The sequence below is a fragment of the Vibrio sp. D420a genome, from assembly GCF_030248625.1.
In the GTDB taxonomy this organism is placed as follows: Bacteria; Pseudomonadota; Gammaproteobacteria; order Enterobacterales; family Vibrionaceae; genus Vibrio; species Vibrio fortis_A.
The window spans coordinates 52,691-77,405 of sequence record NZ_JAHGAN010000014.1 but is presented as its reverse complement, the minus strand read 5'-3'; the positions used below and the strand labels follow the sequence as shown (position 1 = coordinate 77,405).

19 protein-coding genes and 2 tRNA genes are annotated in these 24,715 nt (G+C 45.7%); 4 read left to right on the top strand and 17 right to left on the bottom strand.

All coding sequences use genetic code 11. The annotated features are described in order from the left end of the window. Nucleotides 1–41: 41 nt before the first annotated feature. The 12 genes from truB to rlmE all read right to left on the bottom strand — a co-directional run bounded on the left by truB (nucleotide 42) and on the right by rlmE (nucleotide 12,280). Complete coding sequence (gene truB, locus KI743_RS11440; protein ID WP_150869219.1) at nucleotides 42–995, bottom strand: tRNA pseudouridine(55) synthase TruB; 954 nt, start codon at nucleotides 993–995, stop codon at nucleotides 42–44. Continuing rightward, nucleotides 995–1,405, bottom strand: a complete 411-nt coding sequence (rbfA, locus tag KI743_RS11435) for a 30S ribosome-binding factor RbfA (protein WP_032551547.1) — start codon at nucleotides 1,403–1,405, stop codon at nucleotides 995–997. Before rbfA ends, truB begins: the two co-directional genes overlap by 1 nt. 133 nt (nucleotides 1,406–1,538) lie before the next feature. Beyond that, nucleotides 1,539–4,226 (bottom strand): translation initiation factor IF-2, encoded by a 2,688-nt coding sequence (gene infB / locus KI743_RS11430; RefSeq protein ID WP_285466483.1) that lies wholly within the window; start codon nucleotides 4,224–4,226, stop codon nucleotides 1,539–1,541. A 22-nt stretch (nucleotides 4,227–4,248) separates the two neighbouring features. Further along, nucleotides 4,249–5,736, bottom strand: coding sequence for a transcription termination factor NusA (gene nusA, locus KI743_RS11425; RefSeq protein ID WP_285466481.1), 1,488 nt, complete (start codon nucleotides 5,734–5,736; stop codon nucleotides 4,249–4,251). Between the two features lie 35 nt (nucleotides 5,737–5,771). After that, the gene (gene rimP / locus KI743_RS11420; protein WP_032551544.1) at nucleotides 5,772–6,227 is read right to left on the bottom strand and encodes a ribosome maturation factor RimP; all 456 of its coding nucleotides are present in this window, start codon (nucleotides 6,225–6,227) and stop codon (nucleotides 5,772–5,774) included. Between the two features lie 237 nt (nucleotides 6,228–6,464). Continuing rightward, a tRNA-Met gene (locus tag KI743_RS11415) sits at nucleotides 6,465–6,541 on the bottom strand. 54 nt (nucleotides 6,542–6,595) lie between these two features. Beyond that, nucleotides 6,596–6,679: transfer RNA gene (locus KI743_RS11410), tRNA-Leu, on the bottom strand. A 15-nt stretch (nucleotides 6,680–6,694) separates the two neighbouring features. Continuing rightward, nucleotides 6,695–7,027, bottom strand: a complete 333-nt coding sequence (secG, locus tag KI743_RS11405; RefSeq protein ID WP_032551755.1) for a preprotein translocase subunit SecG — start codon at nucleotides 7,025–7,027, stop codon at nucleotides 6,695–6,697. A 281-nt stretch (nucleotides 7,028–7,308) separates the two neighbouring features. Continuing rightward, nucleotides 7,309–8,649 (bottom strand): phosphoglucosamine mutase, encoded by a 1,341-nt coding sequence (gene glmM, locus KI743_RS11400; protein ID WP_150893557.1) that lies wholly within the window; start codon nucleotides 8,647–8,649, stop codon nucleotides 7,309–7,311. Between the two features lie 31 nt (nucleotides 8,650–8,680). Next, nucleotides 8,681–9,511: a dihydropteroate synthase gene (folP, locus tag KI743_RS11395; protein ID WP_285466479.1), complete on the bottom strand. Its 831-nt coding sequence runs from the start codon at nucleotides 9,509–9,511 to the stop codon at nucleotides 8,681–8,683. 83 nt (nucleotides 9,512–9,594) lie between these two features. Next, nucleotides 9,595–11,544 carry an ATP-dependent zinc metalloprotease FtsH gene (gene ftsH, locus KI743_RS11390; protein WP_032551540.1) on the bottom strand — a complete coding sequence of 650 codons (1,950 nt, stop codon included), beginning with the start codon at nucleotides 11,542–11,544 and terminating at the stop codon, nucleotides 9,595–9,597. Between the two features lie 106 nt (nucleotides 11,545–11,650). Next, nucleotides 11,651–12,280 (bottom strand): 23S rRNA (uridine(2552)-2'-O)-methyltransferase RlmE, encoded by a 630-nt coding sequence (rlmE, locus tag KI743_RS11385; protein WP_032551539.1) that lies wholly within the window; start codon nucleotides 12,278–12,280, stop codon nucleotides 11,651–11,653. A gap of 114 nt (nucleotides 12,281–12,394) precedes the next feature. Here rlmE and yhbY point away from each other — a divergent pair, with 114 nt between their 5' ends. After that, nucleotides 12,395–12,691 (top strand): ribosome assembly RNA-binding protein YhbY, encoded by a 297-nt coding sequence (yhbY, locus tag KI743_RS11380; RefSeq protein WP_032551538.1) that lies wholly within the window; start codon nucleotides 12,395–12,397, stop codon nucleotides 12,689–12,691. A 115-nt stretch (nucleotides 12,692–12,806) separates the two neighbouring features. On the opposite strand, the gene greA is transcribed toward yhbY, so the two are convergent. Continuing rightward, nucleotides 12,807–13,280, bottom strand: a complete 474-nt coding sequence (gene greA / locus KI743_RS11375) for a transcription elongation factor GreA (protein WP_032551537.1) — start codon at nucleotides 13,278–13,280, stop codon at nucleotides 12,807–12,809. Between the two features lie 516 nt (nucleotides 13,281–13,796). Here greA and KI743_RS11370 point away from each other — a divergent pair. Together KI743_RS11370 and dacB are read left to right on the top strand one after the other, a co-directional pair. Continuing rightward, entirely contained in the window at nucleotides 13,797–14,825 is a 1,029-nt protein-coding gene (locus KI743_RS11370) for a porin (protein ID WP_285466477.1), read from the top strand. A 111-nt stretch (nucleotides 14,826–14,936) separates the two neighbouring features. After that, the gene (gene dacB / locus KI743_RS11365) at nucleotides 14,937–16,343 is read left to right on the top strand and encodes a serine-type D-Ala-D-Ala carboxypeptidase (protein WP_285466475.1); all 1,407 of its coding nucleotides are present in this window, start codon (nucleotides 14,937–14,939) and stop codon (nucleotides 16,341–16,343) included. Nucleotides 16,344–16,414: 71 nt separating this feature from the next. Here the strand turns inward: dacB and KI743_RS11360 are convergent, their stop codons facing one another. Together KI743_RS11360 and tyrS are read right to left on the bottom strand one after the other, a co-directional pair. Next, entirely contained in the window at nucleotides 16,415–17,260 is an 846-nt protein-coding gene (locus KI743_RS11360; protein WP_285466472.1) for a magnesium transporter, read from the bottom strand. 425 nt (nucleotides 17,261–17,685) lie between these two features. Beyond that, a complete protein-coding gene (gene tyrS / locus KI743_RS11355) occupies nucleotides 17,686–18,873 on the bottom strand; it encodes a tyrosine--tRNA ligase (RefSeq protein ID WP_032551533.1) in 1,188 nt (395 codons plus the stop codon). Between the two features lie 129 nt (nucleotides 18,874–19,002). On the opposite strand from tyrS, the gene KI743_RS11350 reads away from it, so the two are divergent. Next, the gene (locus tag KI743_RS11350) at nucleotides 19,003–20,292 is read left to right on the top strand and encodes a peptidoglycan DD-metalloendopeptidase family protein (protein ID WP_150893541.1); all 1,290 of its coding nucleotides are present in this window, start codon (nucleotides 19,003–19,005) and stop codon (nucleotides 20,290–20,292) included. 106 nt (nucleotides 20,293–20,398) lie between these two features. Here KI743_RS11350 and KI743_RS11345 read toward each other — a convergent pair whose 3' ends face one another. Together KI743_RS11345 and KI743_RS11340 are read right to left on the bottom strand one after the other, a co-directional pair. After that, nucleotides 20,399–23,515 (bottom strand): efflux RND transporter permease subunit, encoded by a 3,117-nt coding sequence (locus KI743_RS11345; RefSeq protein WP_285466471.1) that lies wholly within the window; start codon nucleotides 23,513–23,515, stop codon nucleotides 20,399–20,401. Between the two features lie 11 nt (nucleotides 23,516–23,526). After that, a complete protein-coding gene (locus KI743_RS11340; protein WP_285466470.1) occupies nucleotides 23,527–24,636 on the bottom strand; it encodes an efflux RND transporter periplasmic adaptor subunit in 1,110 nt (369 codons plus the stop codon). Nucleotides 24,637–24,715: the final 79 nt, after the last annotated feature.

Here is a 24,715-nt window from a genome sequence, read left to right as displayed (position 1 = left end):
GCTTTTCACGACTTATAAGCAAAGATTGCGTTTAATCTTGATTACGCTTGCGGCTCTTCTTCACGGAAAACCACCAAGCGTTTTGGTGCTACGCGACCATCATTATCGATCTGAGCTACACCAACAAACAGCTTCTCTTCACCACTTGTCATACGCACTGTGCCTTCTGCTGGTGCACCGGCAACTTGTACTGGCATACCGTGCTGAACTAAATCAGTCAGCTCCGCATTCAGATTCACTTCTGGTAGATCTTCTACTGCAGTGTCCATTGGCATCAACAGTGGATCAAGCAGCTCTTTTGGTGCAATGTCTTGCTGTTGAGCTTGCTCTAGGATCTCATTCAGTTGCTCTAGCGTTACCATGCGCTCGTATGGGTATTTTGCAACACCGGTACGACGCAGCATGGTTACGTGCGCCCCACAGCCTAGCATTTCGCCCAGATCGTCAGTGATGGTACGGATGTAAGTGCCTTTTGAACAGTGCACTTCCATCTCCACTTCATCACCTTCAAAGCGAAGTAGATCGATAGAGTAAACCGTGATCTTACGAGATTCACGTGGTACCTCGATGCCTGCACGCGCGTATTCATACAAAGGCTTACCTTGATACTTTAACGCAGAGAACATTGATGGAACTTGGTCAGTTTCACCCTTGAAGCTCTCAATGCAACGCTCAAGCTGTTCGCGAGTGACATTCACTTCACGAGTTTCAACCACTTCACCATCAGAGTCAGAAGTGTTGGTACGCTCACCTAGCTTAGCGATCACAACGTAGCGCTTATCAGAATCTAATAGAAACTGAGAAAACTTGGTTGCCTCACCTAAACAGATTGGCAGCATGCCTGTCGCAAGAGGATCCAGAGCACCGGTGTGCCCTGCTTTCTCTGCAAAGTAAATACGCTTTACTTTCTGCAGTGCGTCATTCGATGAGATGCCTGTCGGCTTATCTAATAAAATAACCCCGTTAATTGGGCGACCTTTACGACGGCGAGCCATTACTCTTCACCTTCCGAAGTAGACTCATCACGGCCAGCAGCTTGCTGCTTACGCTTGTCCTCGCTTACCACTTCAGACACTAGGTTAGACATACGCATACCTTCAACCAAAGTGTTGTCGTAAGTGAAACGAATTTCTGGTGTTAGGCGTAGGCGGATACGCTTACCTAGCATCATACGCAGTTGAGGCTCGTGCTCTTTCAGTGCAGCTAGGCTCGACTCTGGTGTTTGCTCGCCCACACATAGGAAAGTAACGAATACTTTTGCGTAAGCAAGGTCACGAGAAACCTCTACATCAGAGATAGTTACCATACCGATACGTGAGTCACGAACTTCACGTTGTAGCATGATTGCTAGCTCTTTCTGTAGTTGCTGAGACACGCGCTGCGTGCGGCTAAATTCTTTTGACATTTTCTTTTCTCACTTAGAAAGATGGGGGGCTTGGTAATAACCAGCCCCCCATGGTGTATTCAACAACCGATTACCACTTACCTATACCAGTAATGTTAGTAACCTTAGTCAATATGTCGAGTCAGCGGACTGATTAGTCTAGAGTACGCTTAACTTCAACGATTTCGAATACTTCGATTTGGTCACCAACGCGAACGTCATTGTAGTTCTTAACGCCGATACCACACTCGTAGCCATTCTTAACTTCTTGTACGTCATCTTTAAAGCGACGTAGTGACTCTAGTTCACCTTCGTAGATAACAACGTTGTCGCGTAGTACGCGGATTGGGTTGTTACGCTTGATCGTACCTTCAGTAACCATACAACCTGCGATTGCACCAAGCTTAGGCGACTTAAACACGTCACGTACTTGAGCAAGACCGATGATCTCTTGTTTGAACTCAGGAGCAAGCATACCGCCCATCGCCTGTTTCACTTCGTCGATCAGTTGGTAGATGATTGAGTAGTAACGTAGGTCTAGGTTTTCGTTCTCAACAGTACGACGAGCCGTCGCGTCTGCACGAACGTTGAAGCCTAGGATGATAGCGTTAGATGCTGCTGCAAGTACTGCATCAGTTTCTGTAATACCACCAACACCAGAACCTACGATGTTCACTTTAACTTCGTCAGTAGACAGTTTCAGTAGAGAGTCTGCGATAGCCTCTACAGAACCTTGTACGTCCGCCTTAAGAACAACGTTAAGCTCAGCAACTTCACCAGCAGCCATGTTAGAGAACATGTTCTCAAGTTTCGCTTTCTGTTGACGTGCTAGTTTCACATCACGGAATTTACCTTGACGGTAGTTCGCTACTTCACGTGCTTTACGCTCATCACGTACAACTGTTGCTTCGTCACCAGATGCAGGTACACCAGAAAGACCTAGGATCTCTACTGGGATAGATGGACCTGCAGATGTTACTTCTTGACCGTTCTCATCGCGCATTGCACGAACACGGCCGTACTCTTGACCACAAAGAACGATGTCGCCCTTGTTTAGAGTACCAGACTGTACAAGTACAGTAGCAACTGGACCACGGCCTTTATCTAGACGAGATTCTACAACCACACCAGATGCCATGCCTTCTTCTACTGCTGTAAGCTCAAGAACTTCAGATTGTAGAAGGATAGTCTCTAGAAGACCTTCGATGTTAGTACCTTGTTTCGCAGAGATGTGAACGAACATGTTCTCACCGCCCCACTCTTCAGGGATAACGTCGTACTGTGCCAGCTCGTTCTTAACGTTGTCTGGGTTAGCGTCTTCTTTATCGATCTTGTTTACAGCAACGATTAGCGGTACTTCAGCTGCTTTCGCGTGCTGGATCGCTTCGATCGTTTGTGGCATTACGCCATCGTCTGCTGCTACTACTAGAACAACGATATCTGTCGCTTGAGCACCACGAGCACGCATTGCTGTAAATGCCGCGTGTCCAGGAGTATCAAGGAAAGTGATCATGCCGTTTTCAGTTTCAACGTGGTATGCACCGATGTGCTGCGTGATACCGCCCGCTTCGCCTGAAGCAACGTGAGCTTTACGGATGTAGTCAAGTGTAGACGTTTTACCGTGGTCAACGTGGCCCATGATAGTTACAACAGGAGCACGTGGAACCGCTTCAGCGTTGTTGTCACGGTCGTTTAGTACCGCTTCTTCCAGCTCGTTTTCTTTACGAAGGATAACCTTGTGACCCATCTCTTCAGCAACAAGTTGTGCTGTCTCTTGGTCGATCACTTGGTTGATAGTCGCCATAGCGCCCATCTTCATCATTACTTTGATAACTTCAGTTGCTTTAACAGCCATTTTGCTAGCTAGTTCAGAAACAACGATAGTTTCACCGATAACAACGTCAGCTTTCGCTACAGATGCTGTCTTATCGAAGCCCTGTTGCATTGAAGTTGGTTTAGCCAGTTTACCTTTACCGCCACGACCACGTTGGTTACGACCACCACGGTTGTTAGCAGCTTGCTTGTCAGCTGGCTTCTTCTTGCGACGACGAGGCGCCTTCTCTTCTTTCTGGTCAGCTGCATCTTCCGCTTCACGAGCGTACGTAGAAGTTGTCACATGGTAGTCCGCAGACTTCTCTTGCTCTTGCTTCTTCTGCTCTTCTTCAGACCAGCGCGCTTCGTTCTCTTCTGCTAGTTTACGTGCTTCTTCAACTAGCTTCGCCGCTTCAGCTTCAGCTTTACGCTGTGCTTCTTGCTCTTGACGAGCTTTTAGTTCATCCGCTTCTTTTTTCGCTTGTGCGTTAGCGTCTGCATTTTTTGCATTCATGTCTTTTTTAGCCTTATCAGCTTGTGCGCGTTTTGCTTTTTCTTCAGCTTCACGTTTTGCGTCCGCTTCACGTTTTGCCTTCTCTTCAGCTTCGCGCTGTGCTTTCTCTGCAGCTTCACGTTTCGCTTGCTCTTCAGCTTCACGACGTGCTTTCTCTTCAGCTTCACGCTTCGCTGCTTCCTCAGCTTCACGTTTCGCTTCATCTTCAATAGCGCTGCGCTTCACGTAAGTACGCTTCTTGCGTACCTCTACTTGAACATCCTTACTCTTACCGCCTCCAGCGGCAACACTTAGCGTGCTGCGGGTCTTGCGTTGAAGAGTTAAACGAGTCGGTTCTGCCTCACCAGATGTATCACCATGCTCTTTCTTAAGATGCGTTAGTAATGCTTGCTTCTCTGAATCAGTAACTTGATCCGACCCTGTTTTCTTCATGCCTGCATCAGCAAGTTGTTCAATTAAGCGGTCAACTGGCGTACCAATCTCTTCACTCAGTGCTTTAACTGTTAATTGTGTCATACCGCTTTCTCTCCTTGCTGAATTATTCTTCGTCGCCGAACCAACAGATGTTACGTGCAGCCATGATTAGCTCGCCCGCACGCTCTGCAGTTAGGTCTTCAATGCCTTCTAGTTCATCAACGCCTTGGTCAGCTAGGTCTTCTAATGTTGCTACACCTTTCGCTGCCAGTTTGTACGCCATTTCGCGTTCCAGGCCTTCAAGTGCTAGAAGGTCTTCTGCTGGCTCAACACCGTCAAATGTCTCTTCTTTCGCTAGTGCTAGCGTTGTTAGAGCATCTTTAGCGCGGCTACGTAGCTCTTCTACGATGTCTTCGTCTAGACCATCAATCTCTAGAAGCTCGTTTACTGGTACGTAAGCGACTTCTTCTAGCGTAGAGAAACCTTCTTCAACAAGCATTTGAGCGAAGTCTTCTTCGATGTCTAGGTGCTTCATGAAGTTTTCAATAGAAGCAACAGCTTCTTCTTGGTGTTTCTTCTGAAGGTCTTCAACTGTCATTACGTTCAGTTCCCAACCAGTCAGTTGAGATGCTAGACGAACGTTTTGACCGCTACGGCCGATAGCTTGCGCTAGGTTGTCTGCTTCAACAGCGATGTCCATTGAGTGTGCATCTTCATCAACGATGATAGAAGCAACATCAGCTGGAGCCATTGCGTTGATAACAAATTGTGCTGGGTTATCGTCCCAAAGCACGATATCGATACGCTCACCGCCAAGTTCGCTTGATACCGCTTGTACACGTGCACCACGCATACCAACACACGCACCTACTGGGTCAATGCGCTTGTCGTTTGTTTTCACAGCGATTTTAGCACGAGAACCTGCATCACGTGCAGCACCTTTTAGTTCAATCAGCTCTTCACCGATCTCTGGTACTTCTACTCGGAATAGCTCAGCAAGCATTTCTGGCTTAGAACGAGTGATGAACAGTTGGAAACCACGCGCTTCAGGTGCAACTTTGTAAAGAAGACCACGTACACGGTCGCCTGGACGGAAGTTTTCACGAGGAAGTTGGTCATCACGTAGGATTACGGCTTCAGCGTTGTTACCTAGGTCTAGGATGATAGTATCGCGGTTAACTTTCTTAACTACGCCTGTTACTAGCTCGCCTTCGTTGTCGATGAACTGCTCAACGATTTGTGCACGCTCAGCTTCACGTACTTTCTGTACGATAACTTGCTTAGCAGTTTGAGTCGTAATACGGTCAAATGTTACAGACTCAATCTCGTCTTCGATGAAACCACCAAGTTCGATTGTTTCGTCTTCGAACTGTGCTGCTTCTAGAGAGATCTCTTTTGTTGGATTCTCAACTTCTTCTACAGCTTCCCAACGACGGAAAGTTTGGAAATCACCGGTCTTACGGTCGATCTCTACGCGAACTTCGATTTCGAATTCGCTTTTCTTTTTCGTTGCTGTAGCAAGCGCGATTTCAAGCGCTTCAAAAATACGCTCACGAGGAACTGCTTTCTCGTTAGAAACAGCTTCTACTACCGCCAAAATTTCTTTGTTCATTAATCTAGCCTCTTAAGCTCTTCTCTCAGGGAGAACTAAAATTTAGGGATCAGGTTCGCTTTTGAAATATTGCTGAGGGCGAATTCTTCTTGTTGCCCTTCAACCAATACTGTTACGGTTTCGCCTTCAATAGATTGGATATCACCTTTCCATTTACGACGGTTGCCGACAGCCATTTTCAAAACGATGCTTACCTCGTGACCAATAAATTGTTGGTAATGCTCTGCTTTGAACAGTGGTCTTTCTAAACCTGGTGAAGACACTTCAAGGTTATAAGCCACTGAAATTGGATCTTCAACGTCCATTACGGCACTTACTTGGTGACTTACTTCTGCACAGTCATCCACATTGATACCGTTTGGTGAATCGATGTAAATACGTAGCGTTGAGTGCTCACCCGCACGAATAAATTCTAATCCAACTAACTCATAACCTGATGCTGCTACTGGAGCTTCAAGCATTTCAGTAAGTTGTCTTTCTAAACCAGTCATTTAACCACTCCAGAAACAAAAAAAGGGCTCAAAGCCCAATTTAAATTCCAAGCAAACATTATCTAATAGCATTTACAAATGCTTAGATAACAAAAAACCCCGTATAAGCCGGGGTTTTTGTTGCTGGACCCTTATATACTAAGCGCCTTCATAAAATGAGTTACTGCACTTAGTTCACAGTGAGGTTCACACTGTGCAAACTTGCTACCAATCAAGACTAAATATAGCACTTAAAATTGGTTGCGGGAGCCGGATTTGAACCGACGACCTTCGGGTTATGAGCCCGACGAGCTACCAAGCTGCTCCATCCCGCGTCCGACTTGCGAGCATTATACGCCCAACAAGATGTTTTACAAGTTTGTAAACAATGGTGCCGAGAGAGGGACTCGAACCCTCACACCAAAGGCACCAGCACCTCATGCTGGCGTGTCTACCAATTTCACCATCTCGGCATCAAATCTTTCAGATTATTGTGGAATTTCGTCGCCTTGCGCCGGAACTTCACTCACTGCATCTTCAGCTTGTTGGATAACTTGACCTTGTGTAGGGTCTACCCATTGTGACTCAGTTTTATGTGTAGACATATTACCAAGCACTAAGCTAAGGATAAAAAATGTAGTTGCAAAAATTGCAGTCATTCGGGTTAGGAAATTTCCTGAGCCACTAGCACCAAACACAGTGTTTGAAGCGCCAGCACCGAAAGAGGCTCCCATATCTGCGCCTTTACCTTGTTGAATTAACACTAGGCCAATTACACCAAGCGCTGCCAACAGGTAAATCACAAGTAGAACTGTAAACATTTTTCCACCTATGTTCCAAATTGTTGAGCCAGCGCCGTTAAGTATTGACATAAATTCATGTTATACAGAACAAGGCTAGCGACCTCCTTACTGAAGGCCGAGCAATACTAGCGAATGCGACGTACGCTGACAAGCGGAATTTACCAAAAAATAAGCCTTTGACTAACGAACGCTCAAAAAAAGGGCAAAACGTAATAAAACCTTCTCTAAAGAGAGGTAAAGCGTCGCCCTTTTTACAGTTTCCGTTATTTAGCTACTTTCGTTAATTAGATAAAGGTAACTTAGCAGCTTGCTTTCACTGCTTCGGCAATTTTAAGTGCTGAGTTTTGTACAAGTTCAGCGTCTTCGCCTTCCACCATTACACGTAATAGAGGCTCAGTACCTGATTTACGTAGTAATACTCGACCTTTCTCGCCAAGCTCAGCTTCTACTTCAGCAACAGACTGTTTTACTGCATCTGCTTCTAGTGGGTTTGAATCACCACTAAAGCGTACGTTCTCAAGTACTTGCGGGTAAAGCGTCATACCTTGAGACAACTCATTTAATGACATTTCGCTACCAACAACCGATGCCAGTACTTGCAATGCCGCAACAATAGCATCACCCGTTGTTACTTTATCTAGCAGGATCACGTGACCAGAGTTTTCAGCACCGATCTTCCAACCTTTAGCAAGAAGCTGCTCCATTACGTAACGGTCACCAACAGCCGCACGAACAAATGGAATACCTAGCTGTTTCAGGCCATTTTCCATGCCAAGGTTTGTCATTAGCGTACCAACAACACCGCCTTTTAACTCGCCACGACGCAATGCGTCACGAGCAATGATGTAAGCGATTTGGTCGCCATCAACTTTATTACCCAGTTCATCAACCATGATGATACGGTCACCGTCACCATCAAACGCTAGGCCGAGGTCTGCTTTCTCTTCAACAACACGAGCTTGCAGAGCACGAACATCTGTCGCACCAACTTCGTGGTTGATGTTAGTACCGTTAGGTTCAACACCCATGGCAATAACGTCAGCACCTAACTCGCTGAATACTGCAGGAGCAATGTGGTAAGTCGCACCGTGTGCACAATCGACAACGATTTTCTTACCTGCAAGGCTCAGCTCTGACGGGAAAGTGCTCTTACAAAACTCAATGTAACGACCCGCAGCATCGTTCAGGCGAGTTGCTTTACCAAGTTCTGCTGATTCAACACACTCGATTTCTTTGTCCAGCTCAGCTTCAATCGCCAGCTCGATATCGTCAGGCAGTTTTGTACCTTCAGAAGAGAAGAACTTGATACCGTTGTCATAGTAAGGGTTGTGAGAAGCAGAGATAACAATACCTGCTTCAGCACGGAAAGTTTGCGTTAAGTAAGCAACTGCCGGGGTTGGCATAGGACCAGTAAAAGTCGCTTTCAAACCCGCTGCAGCCAAGCCTGCTTCTAGTGCTGATTCCAGCATGTAACCTGAGATACGCGTATCTTTACCGATGATTACTTTCTTTGTGCCTTGTTTTGCAAGTACACGGCCCGCAGCCCAGCCAAGCTTTAGAACAAAATCAGGTGTGATTGGGTATTGACCAACCTTACCGCGTACACCATCTGTACCAAAGTAACGTCTTTTATTAGACATGTTGTTTTCCTTAATTATATTTCTATCTTTTTTAATGATTGTTATTCATCATTTTAATAATTTGCATTGCTTCCAATGTATCTTCTACATCGTGAACTCGAATGACCTGAGCCCCTTTCATGGCGGCAATCGTAGCACAAGTTACGCTACCAACCATACAATCGGCTGGTTTCTTGCCCAACAACTTAAAGATCATTGACTTGCGAGACATCCCTGCGAGTAACGGCAAACCGAGTGTATGGAACTTATCAAGATGTGCCAGCAGCTGATAGTTATGCTCAAGCGTCTTACCAAAACCAAAACCAGGGTCCAGAATCAGCTTGTCTTTTGATATTCCTGCGGCTTCACACGCTGCGATACGCTCCTGAAGAAAATCAGAAACATCTTGCAATAAGTCATCATAGGTTGGATTGCTTTGCATGGTGCGTGGTTGCCCCTGCATATGCATTAAACATATCGGCACACCCGCTTCGGCAGCAACTTCAAGGGCACCCGGTTCTTGCAGTGCACGAACATCATTTATCAAATCAGCGCCAGCAGCGACGGCTTGTCGCATCACCTCGGCTTTACTCGTATCAATAGAGATCCAAACATCGTGACGTGCGCGAATGGCTTTAATGGCCGGGATCACTCGCTCAAGCTCTTCTTCAAGCGTTACATCTGGCGCTCCTGGACGAGTCGACTCACCACCGATATCAATAATTGATACACCAGCATCTATCATCTTTTGTGCTTGAGCCAGTGCGTTATCAAGCGAGTTGTATTTACCACCATCCGAAAAAGAGTCAGGTGTTACATTTAGAATGCCCATCACATGTGGGCGGTCGAGAATAAGCGTCTTATTGTTTGCTGTTAAGTACATGAATTCCATTCTTCGCAGGTCATTAGCCTAAAAACAGAAAAACCCTGAGCGAGTACTCAGGGTTTTTATTTACGATTTCCAGATTAAGAATCTTTATTCGCGCTATCTTCAGAGTCCGTTTTCGCTTCTTCAGCTTTCACTTCTTCTTTAGCTTCTGGTTTTGCTTCCGCTTTTGGCTCTTCCTTTGCAGGCTCAGCTTTTACTTGGTCGCCCCAACCAGCAGGCTCACGAATTGTATCTTTACGGTCCATTAGGTCATCGATTTGACCTGCATCGATCGTTTCGTATTTCATAAGCGCATCTTTCATTGCGTGCATGATATCCATGTTCTCTTCAAGGATCTTCTGCGCACGAGCGTAGTTGCGGTCAATCAGAATACGAATCTCTTCATCGATAAGCTTAGTGGTGTCGTCAGAAACATGTTTAGTCTGACTTACACTGCGACCTAAGAATACTTCGCCTTCTTCTTCAGCATAAAGAAGAGGACCTAGCTTCTCGGAGAAGCCCCACTGAGTCACCATCTTACGCGCAATATCAGTTGCACGTTCGATATCGTTAGAAGCCCCAGTCGATACTTTGTCTTTACCGTAGATAAGTTCTTCAGCAAGACGACCACCGTACAAACTAGAAATCATAGACTCTAGATGTTGACGAGACATACTTACGCGATCTTGCTCTGGTAGGTACATAGTCACACCAAGTGCACGACCACGTGGAATGATAGACACTTTGTACACTGGATCATGTTCAGGTACCAAGCGACCAACAATCGCGTGACCAGCTTCGTGGTATGCCGTTGACTCTTTCGTCTCTTCCGACATAACCATAGAGCGACGTTCTGCACCCATCATGATTTTGTCTTTCGCTAGTTCAAACTCAACCATAGATACGTTGCGTTTGTTACCGCGAGCAGCGAATAGTGCCGCTTCGTTAACTAGGTTAGCGAGGTCAGCACCAGAGAAACCTGGAGTACCACGAGCAATCAATGATGGCTCTACGTCACCTGCTAGAGGAACTTTGCGCATGTGAACTTTAAGGATCTGTTCACGACCACGTACGTCTGGCAGACCAACCACAACTTGACGGTCGAAACGACCAGGACGAAGTAGTGCTGGGTCAAGTACATCCGGACGGTTAGTCGCAGCGATAACAATAATACCTTCGTTACCTTCGAAACCATCCATCTCTACAAGCATTTGGTTCAATGTTTGTTCACGTTCATCGTGACCGCCACCAACACCTGCACCACGCTGACGACCTACCGCATCGATCTCATCGATGAAGATGATACAAGGTGCCGCTTTCTTCGCTTGTTCAAACATGTCACGCACACGAGATGCACCAACACCAACAAACATTTCTACGAAGTCAGAACCAGAGATAGTGAAGAATGGTACTTTCGCTTCACCTGCAATCGCTTTCGCAAGTAGCGTTTTACCTGTACCTGGAGGACCAACAAGTAGGATACCAGTTGGGATCTTACCGCCCAGTTTCTGGAATCGGCTTGGATCACGTAGGTAATCAACTAGCTCTTTCACGTCTTCTTTTGCTTCATCACAACCCGCAACATCAGCAAACAACGTTTTGATCTGCTCTTCGCTCATCATACGAGCTTTGCTCTTACCGAAAGACATAGCGCCTTTACCGCCGCCACCGCCTTGCATTTGACGCATGAAGAAAATCCACACACCAATCAGTAAGATCATTGGGAACCAAGAGATGAAGATAGTGCCAAGCAGGCTCTGCTCTTCAGGTGGTGTACCTTGAACTTTTACATTTTGATTAATTAAGTCATCAAGCAGCTTCTGGTCATAAACAGGCATGTACGTAACGTACTTAGCACCACCGCCACGACGTGTGAAAGTGATTTCGCTGTTATTGAACTGCGCCTCTTGAATCTGGCCTTGGCCAACTTCCTGTACAAACGTGGTGTAATCTACTGCTCTGCCGTTACTTTCACCAGGGCCAAAGCTCTGGAATACCGACATCAACACTACAGCAATAACAAGCCACAGAATTAAATTTTTTGCCATGTCACTCAAGGTGTCAGCCTCGCGATAACTAATTGTAATTAAAGGTAGGGTACTACAGTTTGTAACCTGTAGCTATATTGTTAACGCACACTATTTAAGAGAATCGTTAACCTTTGTAACCAGTGGCTACAATAAACACTTCACGGGAACGAGCTCGCGAAGAATCGGGTTTTCTCACTTTAACCGTTTTGAACATCTCACGAACGTCCTTAACGTATTGGTCGAACCCTTCGCCTTGGAATACTTTAACAACAAAACTACCATTGGTAGCTAGAACTTGTCGACACATATCCAATGCTAATTCAACTAAATACATAGCTCTTGGTTGATCTACAGAGTTGTTGCCTGCAATATTCGGAGCCATATCAGACATTACTACGTCCACCATGTCCGGTTGGATCCTATCTAATAGTGCTTCTAGTACCGCATCCTCTCTGAAGTCCCCTTGCAAGAAGCTCACACCTGCGATTGGGTCCATAGGTAATAAGTCACATGCAATGATTTGACCACTGTCACCTACAATCTTAGCAGCATATTGAGACCACCCGCCAGGCGCAGCCCCTAAATCGACAACTGTCATGCCCGGAGACAGCAATTTGTCTTTAGTTTGAATCTCTTCCATTTTGAAGTAAGCACGTGAACGGTAGCCTTTCTTACGGGCTTCATTCGCGTACTTGTCGTCGAAGTGTTCCTTCAACCAACGGCCTGAACTGGCCGAATGTTTCTGTTTGCTCATTGGGTACCTAAATTGGAGGAAAGTACTAATTGCTGAATAAATTATAGTCTTCAGCTTTAGATGGCGTTAAAATAGGTTTTTTCAACCCTAATAGTAAAGAAAATTGGCCGCGTAATGAACCTAAGTACCAAACAAAAGCAGCATCTAAAGGGCCTAGCTCACAGTTTAAAACCTGTTGTGCTAATGGGCGCAAATGGACTTACTGAAGCTGTTCTAGCGGAAATCGAAATCGCTCTAGACCACCACGAACTGATCAAGATTAAAGTTGCATCAGAAGATCGTGAGACTAAACAACTGATTATCGATGCCATTGTACGTGAGACTAAAGCAGAAAAAGTACAAACTATCGGTAAAGTACTTGTGCTGTTCCGCCAGTCTGAAGAGCGTAAAATCGAGATTCCACGTAAGTAAGCTTAAATATCAGGGACAATCTCAAATATCAGAGATAATCTCTTTGTTTAATCACTACGTTAGAAAAGAAAAAGGTCGCAATTGCGACCTTTTTTGCTATCTAGAGACTGATAAATTAGATGTATTCTACTTTATCAATTTCAAAATCTTTCTCGCCACCCGGCGTTGAAATCATTACTTCATCGCCTTCCATCTTACCGATAAGACCACGAGCGATTGGTGACTTCACAGAGATACGGCCAGTTTTGATGTCCGCTTCATCTTCAGAAACGATCTGGTAGCGAACTTCTTCATCTGTATCTACGTCGATTAGCGTTACAGTCGTACCGAAGATGATCTTACCTGTGTTTTCCATTTGTGTAACATCGATGATTTGCGCTACAGATAGCTTGTATTCGATATCACGAATCTGTGCTTCACAGATACCTTGCTCTTCACGAGCAGCGTGGTATTCCGCGTTCTCTTTTAAGTCACCCAGTTCACGAGCTTCACCGATCGCTGCTGAAATGATTGGACGCTGTTTTAGTAAGCGCTCTAGTTCTTCACGTAGCTGCTGTGCGCCACGTACTGTCATTGGAACCTTTTCCATTTTCTACCTCTATGCTGAAAGTTTTCTTCAGCCAAAATAAAGCCACCCAACCTCGTTGGTTAGGTAGTTAGAACAAAACGATTTAGCTTAGTGTAAACAAACTTAGTGGCTAAATCACCTTTATTCAGCGTTGTATTACAAAACCGCTATCTAGGTCTAAATTACACACATCACAAAAATGAATATTAACTTCACAATCAATAAGTATCGAAATAAAAACCTAAAAAAAACAAAAACAAGCAAAAACCCAAGTTTACGATTAAAAATAAAAACCAAATAAAAACATAAACTTAAAATATAAAAATAGCAATAAAACACTGTTCATTATTTTTATTGATATCATTTTACTAACTTGCGGCGGAACTTTAAGGGTAAAAAGTACCCCACGGATTGCTCTGGCAAGTTTCTAGCTTATGTTCTAAGCCTGATTATGAAGCTTGATTAATACGAGCAATACAAAAAAGGATTCAAATCCTTGATAACAACCTTTATGGACAGTAATTAGGAATTAATAACATGAACAAGACTATGATCGCGCTTGCTGTATCGGCTGCAGCTCTTGCAACTGGTGCTAACGCTTCTGAGCTATACAACCAAGACGGCACTTCTCTAGACATGGGTGGCCGTGCAGAAGCTCGTCTATCTATGAAAGATGGTAAAGTACAAGACAACTCTCGTGTACGTCTAAACTTCCTAGGTAAAGTTGAAATCCAAGACGGCCTATACGGTGTTGGTTTCTACGAAGGTGAGTTCACTACAGCTGACAACGGTGGTGCGACCGACAGCAACAGCGACAGCCTAACTAACCGTTACACATACGCAGGTCTAGGCGGTGCATTCGGTGAAGTAACTTACGGTAAAAACGACGGCGCACTAGGCGTAATCACAGACTTCACAGATATCATGGCTTACCACGGTAACTCTGCAGCTGACAAAATCAATGCAGCAGACCGTGCAGACAACATGCTGTCTTACAAAGGCGAATTCCAAGCTCTAAGCGTAAAAGCAAGCTACCGCTTTGCTGACCGTTCAGAAAACAATAACGGCGAGTTCGTTGATAACGGTAAAGACGGCTACTCTCTATCTGGTATCTACGCAATCGGCGAGACTGGCATTAAAGTAGGTGCGGGTTTTGCAGACCAAGATAAGAGCAACGAATACATGCTTTCTGGCTCTTACACAATGGGCGACCTATACTTCGCTGGTGTATTCACTGACGGTGAAAAAGACTACACAGCAAACACTGGTGACTACAGCAACGCAGGCTTCAACGGTGTAGAAGACTACACTGGTTACGAACTAGCAGCGGCTTACACTATGGGCCAAACTGTATTCACAACTACGTACAACAACGCTGAAACTGGTGGCGACACTTCTGCAGACAACATCGCTGTAGACGCAACTTACTACTTCAAGCCTAACTTCCGTGGTTACGTATCGTACAACTTCAACCTACTGAGCGCTGGCGACAAGCAAGGTACTTCAACTATCTCTAAAGCAGATGCTGAAGACGAGCTAGCTCTAGGTCTACGTTACGACTTCTAATTCTGATTATCTAATTGATTAATTAGTTAATTTCGAATCAAAACGCCCGCTGACTAGCGGGCGTTTTTTATATCTGTATACTGAGATTATCGACCACGACTCAGCACTCTTATGCGCCTATTGTCCTCATTACTGGCTGTCAGCTTTAGTTGTTCAGTTTCAGCTTATTCCCCACTAGAAAAACTGCCTGATGGTAGCTCTAGCAGCCTAATCTTACAGTCTTTAAGCGAGAATAAAGTTCAGCTTAATACCAATACTCAAGGCTACTATCCACCAGCAAGCACACTCAAGCTAGTAACAGCACTGGCAGCTAAGCTAGAACTCAGTGACAACTTTCACTACACCACCAGCATCGCTCAGTCTGGGAAGGATGCCGTCATCCAGTTCAGTGGTGACCCGACCTTGCAACGTGACGACCTGAAAAAACTGCTAAATCAATACGCCAAAAAGCAGAGCAATACTATTCAGGGCAATCTCTATTTGGATAACTCCGCTTTCACTGGTTACCAACGTGCCGTCGGTTGGCCATGGGACATTCTTGGCGTCTGTTATAGTGCTCCATCAACAGCTATCACGCTTGACAGCAATTGCGCGCAAGCGTCTATCTACACTCAAGACAACGGTAAAACACGAGTTTACATCCCAGTTCACTACCCTGTGGTTGTCTCAACCATTGCTGATACCGTGACCAAATCCGGCCAGAAAGCGACACAGTGTGAGTTAGAGCTTCTGACCACACCAGACAATCACTACCAGTTGTCGGGGTGCTTAGTCGAACGCAAGAAGCCACTACCACTGAAGTTTGCGATTCAAAACCCGGAGCTTTACACACGAGAAGTAACGCAATCACTGCTCAAAGAATCAGGGCTAGCCGTTAAAGGTAACATTATCGTTGGAGCTAAGCCTTCATCTAAGCAAATCAAAGTGGTCGCAAGCCATCAATCGCAGAAGCTACCTGTTCTGCTCGATACCATGCTTAAGAAATCAGATAACCTGATTGCTGATAACCTGACTAAGACTCTTGGTTCTAAGTTTTACGTACAACCAGGCAGCTTTAATAACGGTACTGAGGCGATAAAACAGATTTTACTCACTAAAGCAGGTATCGACTTATCCCAAGCGCACCTTGCAGACGGCTCAGGGCTCTCTCGTAACAATCGAATGACATCGCAAAGTATGGCCGAGGTATTGCGTTACATATGGCAGAACGATGCTGATCTTCAGCTTATCAAGGCGATGCCAACGTCAGGGGTCGATGGCACACTGCGTTACCGTCAGAGCATGCGCAAAGCACCTATCAAAGAAAATATCATAGCCAAGAGTGGTTCGGTGTATGGGAGCTACAACATGGCAGGCTATGGCCTTGATAAATCAGGTAAACCAAACTCACTGTTTGTTCAGTTTGTGCGCGATTACTTCCCAAACAAGCAAGACCAAGATAAGCCCGTGGAAGCGCCAATAGTGACCTTCGAGAAGGCGTTTTATCGTGATGTGATTGAATTTAGTCAGAATAAATAAACATAAAAAACGGCGCAGTAAGTGTTTACTTACTGCGCCGTTTTTTTATTTATAGTTAATCAAAGTGAGAATCAAGCGATACCAAGAAAGGCATTCACCACCGTAAAGTAGATCCACATACCTGAAATATCGACGATAGAGGCGAGCACGGGACTCACCAGTACCGCAGGATCAAGCTTGAACAGACGAGCCACAATAGGCAAACCGCCACCAAGTACCGTCGAGATGGTCACCTGAATAAACAGAGCAACCGCAATCGCAAACGCGATCATATTAATGTCATAGCCGCCCGTTGACTGGTTTTCGCTAAACAGCAAAATACGGCCAACCATCACTACAGCAATCGCTCCAGCTAAGCAGATAGCCACTCGCAACTCTTTCCAAATTACACTTAGCCATTGACGCTTTTTGAGCTCGCCCGTTGCCAAGGCTCGAATCACCAGAGTCGCAGCTTGTGTGCCCGTATTTCCGCCAGCAGCCGCAATTACGGGCATATAAATCGCAAGCAGAACCAACTGACTGAGAATATCCTCATACTGAGCGATAATCAGGCCAGAAACGATCCCTAGCAGTGCTAGCGCAATAATCCAACCGATACGTTGCCTTACGTGGCTCATCACCCCAGTCGTGAGATAACCCTGCTGAGGTTCAACTTCAGAGTAGATAAGTCCTAATTGGTGAGCTAAATGGCGAGAGCGTTTTTCATAGCCCTGCTCTTCTAACTCACTAAGTAGAGCTTGAATAACACTGAGAGAACACTGACCAAGTACCAAGACTGCGTCTTCCAGTGGCATGCGATTAAGCAGATCAACTTGCTGCTCACGCGAGTACTGCTGAAAGGCACTCGATACGGCCTGAATGTCTCGTTCAGAGTATAAAGCTTCAATAGATAAAAAAGTGTTGTTCATTACCGTCATGGCGAATCTCCCGATTGGCAAAGGTAACGACCATCAAAACAAGTAGCCTACAGCGAGCACTTCAAGAACATAAAGCTGGGCACACCAAAAGCTTATAATTCTATAACTCAAGCATATATAGCTAAGCGCACCAAGAGCTTAAAGCACTGATGTGTCTACTTGTTAGAATCTAGAGTGTGGAAAAGAATGAGAGGAAACAAAAGCACCCTACCTGAACGGCAGGACATTAGATCAATACCGAGACAGGTTATTCTTCTCCCTTCAAACTAGGAGGATGGTCGGTATTGTTCATAAAAATCTCCAAAATTACTGTCAGTTCGACAGCGCGCATAGTGTAGCAAGGCCGTATAAAATACTTGGTCAAATTCCTGTCAATAAAAAAGGCATCCGTAGATGCCTTATTACTAACTCATTGAGATTTAATATTACTTGATAGTAATACGAGCAAACTTACGCTTACCTACTTGGTAAACCGCTGTACCCGCTGCAGGTACTAGCTTGCTATCTTCAATCTTCTCGCCTTCGATCTTAGCAGCACCCTGCTTGATCATACGCATTGCGTCAGAAGTCGAGTTTACTAGACCAGCTTCTTTAAGCACGTTAGCGATAGGTAGGCCCGCTTCGAATTCAAACTCAGGCATTTCATCTGGCACTTGGTTCTTAGCAAAGCGGTTTACGAACTCTTGCTCTGCTGCGTCAGCATCTGCTTCAGAGTGGAAACGAGCAATGATCTCTTTCGCAAGAAGAACTTTAACGTCACGTGGGTTCTTACCCGCTTCAACGCCAGCTTTCAGCTCAGCCACTTCCTCAAGAGGACGGAAAGACAATAGTTCGTAGTAGCTCCACATTAGATCGTCAGAGATAGACATGATCTTACCAAACATCTCGCTTGGCGCTTCGCTGATACCGATGTAGTTGTGTGCAGACTTAGACATTTTCTTAACGCCGTCTAGACCAACAAGTAGTGGCATCATTAGTACTGCTTGTGGCTTCTGACCTGCCGCTTTTTGAAGTTCACGCCCCATTAGTAAGTTAAACTTCTGGTCTGTACCGCCAAGCTCAACATCGCTCTCTAGTGCAACAGAGTCGTGACCTTGTAGAAGTGGGTACATGAATTCGTGGATAGCGATCGGTTGGCCGCCTGCGTAACGCTTTTTAAAGTCATCACGCTCAAGCATACGAGCAACAGTTTGGTTAGAAGCAAGACGGATCATGCCTTCAGCACCAAGGTCTGATAGCCACTCAGAGTTGAAACGAATTTGTGTTTTCTCTGGGTCTAGAATCTTGAATACTTGCTCTTTGTAAGTTTCAGCATTCTTTAGAACATCTTCACGGCTTAGTGGTGGACGTGTTGAGTTCTTACCAGACGGGTCACCAACCATTGCAGTGAAATCACCGATCAGGAATGTCACTTCATGACCAAGCTCTTGGAAAGCACGAAGCTTGTTAAAGATAACAGTATGGCCTAGGTGGATATCTGGTGCTGTTGGATCGGCACCCAGCTTAATACGTAGAGGACGACCCTCTTTCAGTTTTGCAATCAGTTCGTCTTCTGGAATCAGTTCTTCAACGCCACGTTTGATCTCGGCTAGTGCAGCTTCAATACTCGCCATTCTTGTTCACTCCCACAGATTTGGCAAAAATATAATAGTTAGACATCTTACTTGAATAGCGATGTATTTTGAAACCAGTTACACTATTCAGTCGTCTATTTTCTTAATATTTACTATACGAACCGGAACATGTTGTCTATTTTTGCACGCCTTCCTATATTGCACCGGGTCTTTATTGCATTTTTTAGTGCTGTAATCTTCGTTGCCCTTTTTCTTCTACCTGATGTCAGTTCTTTGCGTGATAAAAGTGACTCTCTAGTTATTGGCAAACATTACCCTCTCACTATCAACGCTGCCGCTCTGGTCAGCAATGAAGAACATGTACCTACAGCGGTACTCAATTGGGAAAAGTACACGGTTCGTTCTGGTGAAAGTACCTCAGTGCTGTTCGAGCGTATCGGTCTCTCCTATCGACTCTTAATCACACTGTTGAACACCAATAAAGACATCAACAAACAGCTGTCGAACCTTAAGCCTGGTGATGTTTTACAGTTTGGTTTTGATGAAAACAACGACCTGATTCAGCTAAAAAGGCAACTCAGTGCCTTCGAGAGCTTTAAGATCACCAAGTCAGGTGACAGCTACACCTCAAGCTTTGATAAAAAAGAGGTCGCTTACCAATACAACTACGCGGAAGCAGACATCACTTCTAACTTCTGGAACGCGGGCATGAGTGCAGGCTTAACCGCAAACCAAATCATGGAGCTGGCAGGCATCTTTGGTTGGGATATCGACTTCGCGTTAGACATTCGCAAAAACGACAGCTTTAAGATCTTGTACCAGGAAAAAGTGGTTGAGGGTGAAGTGATTGGTCGCGGCAAGATCACCGCTGCGGTTTTCAAGAACCAAGGCGATACATTCACCGCGATCCTTGATGACAAAACAGGGAACTACTACGACGATCAAGGGCGAGCGATGAAAAAAGCCTTTCTACGCTCCCCAGTCGACTTTAGACGCGTAACATCGAACTTTAACCCTCGTCGTAAACACCCAGTTACCGGTAAAGTACGCCCACACAGAGGCACCGACTATGCCGCGCCTGTGGGTACACCAATTTGGGCTGCCGGCGACGGTATTGTTCAGAAGTCGGGCTACAACCAATTCAACGGTAACTATGTCTTCATTCGACACAGTAATACGTACCTAACCAAGTACCTGCACCTTAAGAAGCGCTTGGTAAAAACAGGGCAGCGAGTGAAACAAGGCCAGACTATCGGTACCTTAGGCGGTACAGGTCGTGTTACCGGTCCACACCTGCACTACGAATTCTTAGTGAATGGCGTGCACAAGAACGCTCGTACTGTGAAGCTACCACAGTCTAAGTCGCTGACCGGTAAGGCGAAAGCAACCTTCATTGCTAACTCCAAGCTACGCCTAGAAAAACTAGACCGTTATAGCCAACTACTGGCCACTAACTAACGTTTTCATCTACAGCGTTTAACTTTGTGTAAACCAATACGCAAAACAACATAAAAGACAAAGGGCACTCTGAGGTGCCCTTTGTTTTATCTATCGTACCTAACTTTTACTGTTGAGCTTGCTCAGCCGCGCTTGTGCCCTGTTTGTTTTTATCTCTACCTAACATCAACAAACAAGGCGTGAGTACCAAGGTTAAAACCGTCGCAAACGCCAAACCACCAGCAATGGCAGTTGCCAATTGCGACCACCACTGGGTACTCGGTGCGCCGAATTCGATCTTCTGATTGATTAAGTCGATGTTCATCTCAAGCACCATCGGCATCAAGCCCAAAATGGTTGTCACGGTTGTTAGCATTACCGGCCTTAGACGTTGGACACCAGTTCTTAAAATTGCATCTTGCTTGTCTAGCCCCCGCTTGACCAGCTGATTGTAGGTATCAATCAGTACAATATTGTTATTCACCACAATACCTGCCAATGCAATTACCCCGATGCCGGACATCACCACTCCAAAAGGACGCTGGAATATCAGTAATCCCATAAACACACCAACTGTCGAGAACAGCACCGCACTGAGGATAAGAAAGGCTTGATAAAAGCTATTGAACTGAGTGATGAGAATCAAGGCCATTGCCGCCAACGCGACCATGAACGCACTTTGCAAAAATGCTGACGAGTTCTCTTGCTCTTCATTCTGGCCACGAATACGAAACTCAACGCCATTGGGTAAGCCCAACTCGCTTAGCGCTTGTTCAATCTTAGGTAGCTCTAGCGCAAGATTGAACCCTTCTTTCATATCGGCCAACACGTTGACCACGCGTTTACCATCTAGGCGCTTAATGGTGTCTTGCTTATGGTCCGGCACAATCTGAGCGAAATTGGTGATAGGGACCAGACCTGCAGGCGTTTTAACTCTTAGCTGGTCAAAACGGCCAATATCTCTCTTATCGTTTGGATAACGAACTAAGATATCGACCTCTTCAGAAGAGTCATCGGGTAAGTAGTCCCCGATCTTTAGCCCGTTGGTCACAAATTGAACTGTATTTCCGACAAGAGTGGCATCTGCAGAAAAGCGTGCCGCATCATCACGCCTGATATCCACTTTCCAATCAATACCATCTTTACTGCTAGTATCGCTGATGTTAGTCAAAGCTGGGCTGGCATCTGCCCACGACCGAACCATTTTAGCAGCTTGATTTAACTGCTCTGGCGTTTTGGCCGAGAGCTCAATCACCAAGTCATTCTCTACCGGAGGACCGGCATCCGGAAACTTAAACTCGATTTCGACACCTGGGTATTGGTCAGTTTGAACTTTTAGCTCTTCAATGATTGCTTTAACACTGCGACGATACTGCCAATCGACAGGCGTAATAGAAATAAGACCAATCTGATCATCTCCCCCTGTGCGCGTATAAACACTGTCGAACTCTTCATGGCCAAGCATCATCTGCTCAATATCTCTCATGATGACGTCTTTTTCTTGAATCGAGAGATCACCATGCGATCGCACTTTAACGTTGAAAAACGGCGGATCAACCTCAGGGAAAAACTCCGCCCCAAGCCCTGCTTTGGCATAAGAGAAACCAACCGCGATCGAGAGCAATATCGCACTCAACAAAATTTTGAGTGGATGTTGAATAGCTATAGAGAGTGTGTGGTAATAGAGTTTGGTAATACCCGTCGCTTGTGAGAAGTCTCCATTATGTAGAGCCACCATTCGAGATTGATTAGAAGCAGAAACATACTGCGGTTTACCAATCAGCCCTCCCAACACAGGAACAAACAACAGTGCCATCAACAGAGAAGCAAATAAGGTCGCTATCAAGGTTAGGGGCAAGTACTTCATGAACTCACCAGTGACGTCTGGCCAGAACAGCAATGGGGCAAATGCCGCTAAAGTTGTAGCTGTGGAAGCTGTGATTGGCCACGCCATGCGCTTCGCTGCCGCTTGATAAGCGGTTTTCCTAGCTTCGCCCTCTTGCATCCTTCTGTCAGCAAACTCGGTGACAACAATCGCACCATCCACCAGCAAACCGACGGCCATGATCAACGAGAACAACACTACGATGTTGACCGTTAAACCAAACACCGATAACACCAGTAACCCAGTTAAGAACGATCCGGGGATAGATATACCGACCAATAACGCAGTGCGAACACCCAAGATCGCGATGATCACGATCACCACTAAGATAATGGCGGAGAGAATGTTGTTTTGCAGATCATTAAGCATGATCTTAACGTCTTTTGACTCATCCCAAGTGAACTTAACCAATAAATTATTTGGCCACTCTGCTCTTTGCTGAGCAACACCAACGACAGCTTTAACCAGTTCTACCGTCTCAATGATATTCTCGCCAGCACGCTTTTTAATATCTAATACTACGGCAGATTTACCATCTAAGCGGGCAAAGCTTTCAGGATCGCGAAAGGCACGCCTTACCGTGGCAACATCGCCAAAGGTCACCACCTGTTTACCATCAACTTTGATTGGCAGCTCAAGCACATCTTTCAAAGAGTTAAAAACGGAAGGGACTTTGATCGAGAATCGACCATAACCGGTATCCACAAATCCAGCCGCTACAACGCGGTTATTCAGTGCGATCAGATTATAGATATCGGCTTGATCTAAGCTGTAGCTTTCCATTAGTAAGGGATCGACAATGATTTCGACGATGTCTTCTCTGTCGCCAGCGATATCCACTTCGAGTATCTGGCGATAGCTTTCTAGTTTGTCTCCTAGTTCACGAGCAATTTGAACGATAGTGCGCTCGGGAACCGTGCCATATAAAACCACGGAAAGCACTGGTTGCTCTGAGGCTAAAGTCACCTCATTAACGGTTGGTTCATCACTGTCTTCTGGCAACTTAGGCTTGGCAAGATCGACCGCATCTCGCACGTCTGCCATTGCCTTGGTGAGATCAACCCCGACGTTGAATTCCAACACCACCGAAGCATGGCCTTCAGAGGCCGTTGCTGTCATCTCTTTTACACCCTCAATCGAGCGCAGCTCTTGCTCTATAGGTCGAACTAATAAGCGCTCGGCATCTGTTGGGGAAATACCTTGGTGGCCAACAGACACATAGATGATTGGAATGGTAATGTCCGGGCTCGACTCCTTCGGAATCGTAATATAGGTGCCGATGCCCGCGACCAAAATAAACAGCAGCAATGACAACATGGTTCGCGAGCGAGACATCGCAGCATCAATCAATGAATACATGATGTTCTCTCCTAGTTCGCTACTGTTGGTTGCTCTGTGGCAATCACGCTATCACCATCGCGTACAAAACCTTGTCCAACGGTGATGATATCCACTGTCTCACCAAGTCCAGCAAGCCAAACTCCATCTTGTTCTGCTTTCACTAACTGAATCGGAACAAACTTTACGACCTTGTCATCACCAGATGGCACTAAGGTTTTCACGCCAAGGTTGCCAGCCTCATCTAAAGCCAACATCGCAGGCGTCACTTTGATCGCTTGCTGGCTTTCTAGATTCAGAGAAACCTCAGCACTGACGCCAGCTGGCAAACTGCGCTGCGGGTTTGGGATTTCAATCTCAATTGGGAATGTATTGGTCGACGCTGTCGATATACGCGAGATGTAACGAAGCTTGCCTTCAACACTTTGATGGCCTAACAAACGAACCTTAGCCGCTTGGCCTAACTGCAGTTGTTGAATGTGACGTTCACTCACATCCGCTTCAATCACCAGTGGATCGAGGTCAATGACTCCAGCAACTGGATCGCCGACCCCAACGAAGTCTCCGACTTCAACGTGTAACTCCTGCACAATGCCAGAGAAAGGAGAACGAATCACCGTATTACGCAGCGCTAGCTCCGCATTACTCTTCATAGCTTTTGCTTCGGTCAGTGCGGCTTCTGCGGTGGTATAAGCAATCTCACCTTGCAGACCACGCTTTTTCAGAGATTGCGCAGCCTTAAACTCTTTCTGCTTCAAGCGATACAGTGCTGAAGCTCGCTCTAATTGAATACCTAAATCGGCTTTGTCAATCTGCGCGATCGCTTGACCTGCTTCGACCGCATCACCTTTCGCAATATTGAGTGTTACGATTTTTCCAGCAATCTCTGCACCTAAGCGCGCATGCCGATCAGGTGCTGTTCTGCCATATAAATCAATAACCTTGTATGTAGGTGAAGCGTCAAAGGTTTGAAAGGAGACTTTTGCGAGAGGGACTTCTGTACTCGCTGAGGAAGTTGGCTCTTCGGCCTGCCCAACGCCTAATCCCAACCATACAGATAACAATACCACCAAGAAGAGGGATACCAACCAAGGTTGCTTTGACCAAGAGGAAAACCCAATACGGGCGAAGCGGCTAGGCATAACACGTCCTTTTACTATTCATAACCTGATGATTGAGAGAGAAACCGAACTCACGTCAGCATGTGCAACTTCCTGATAC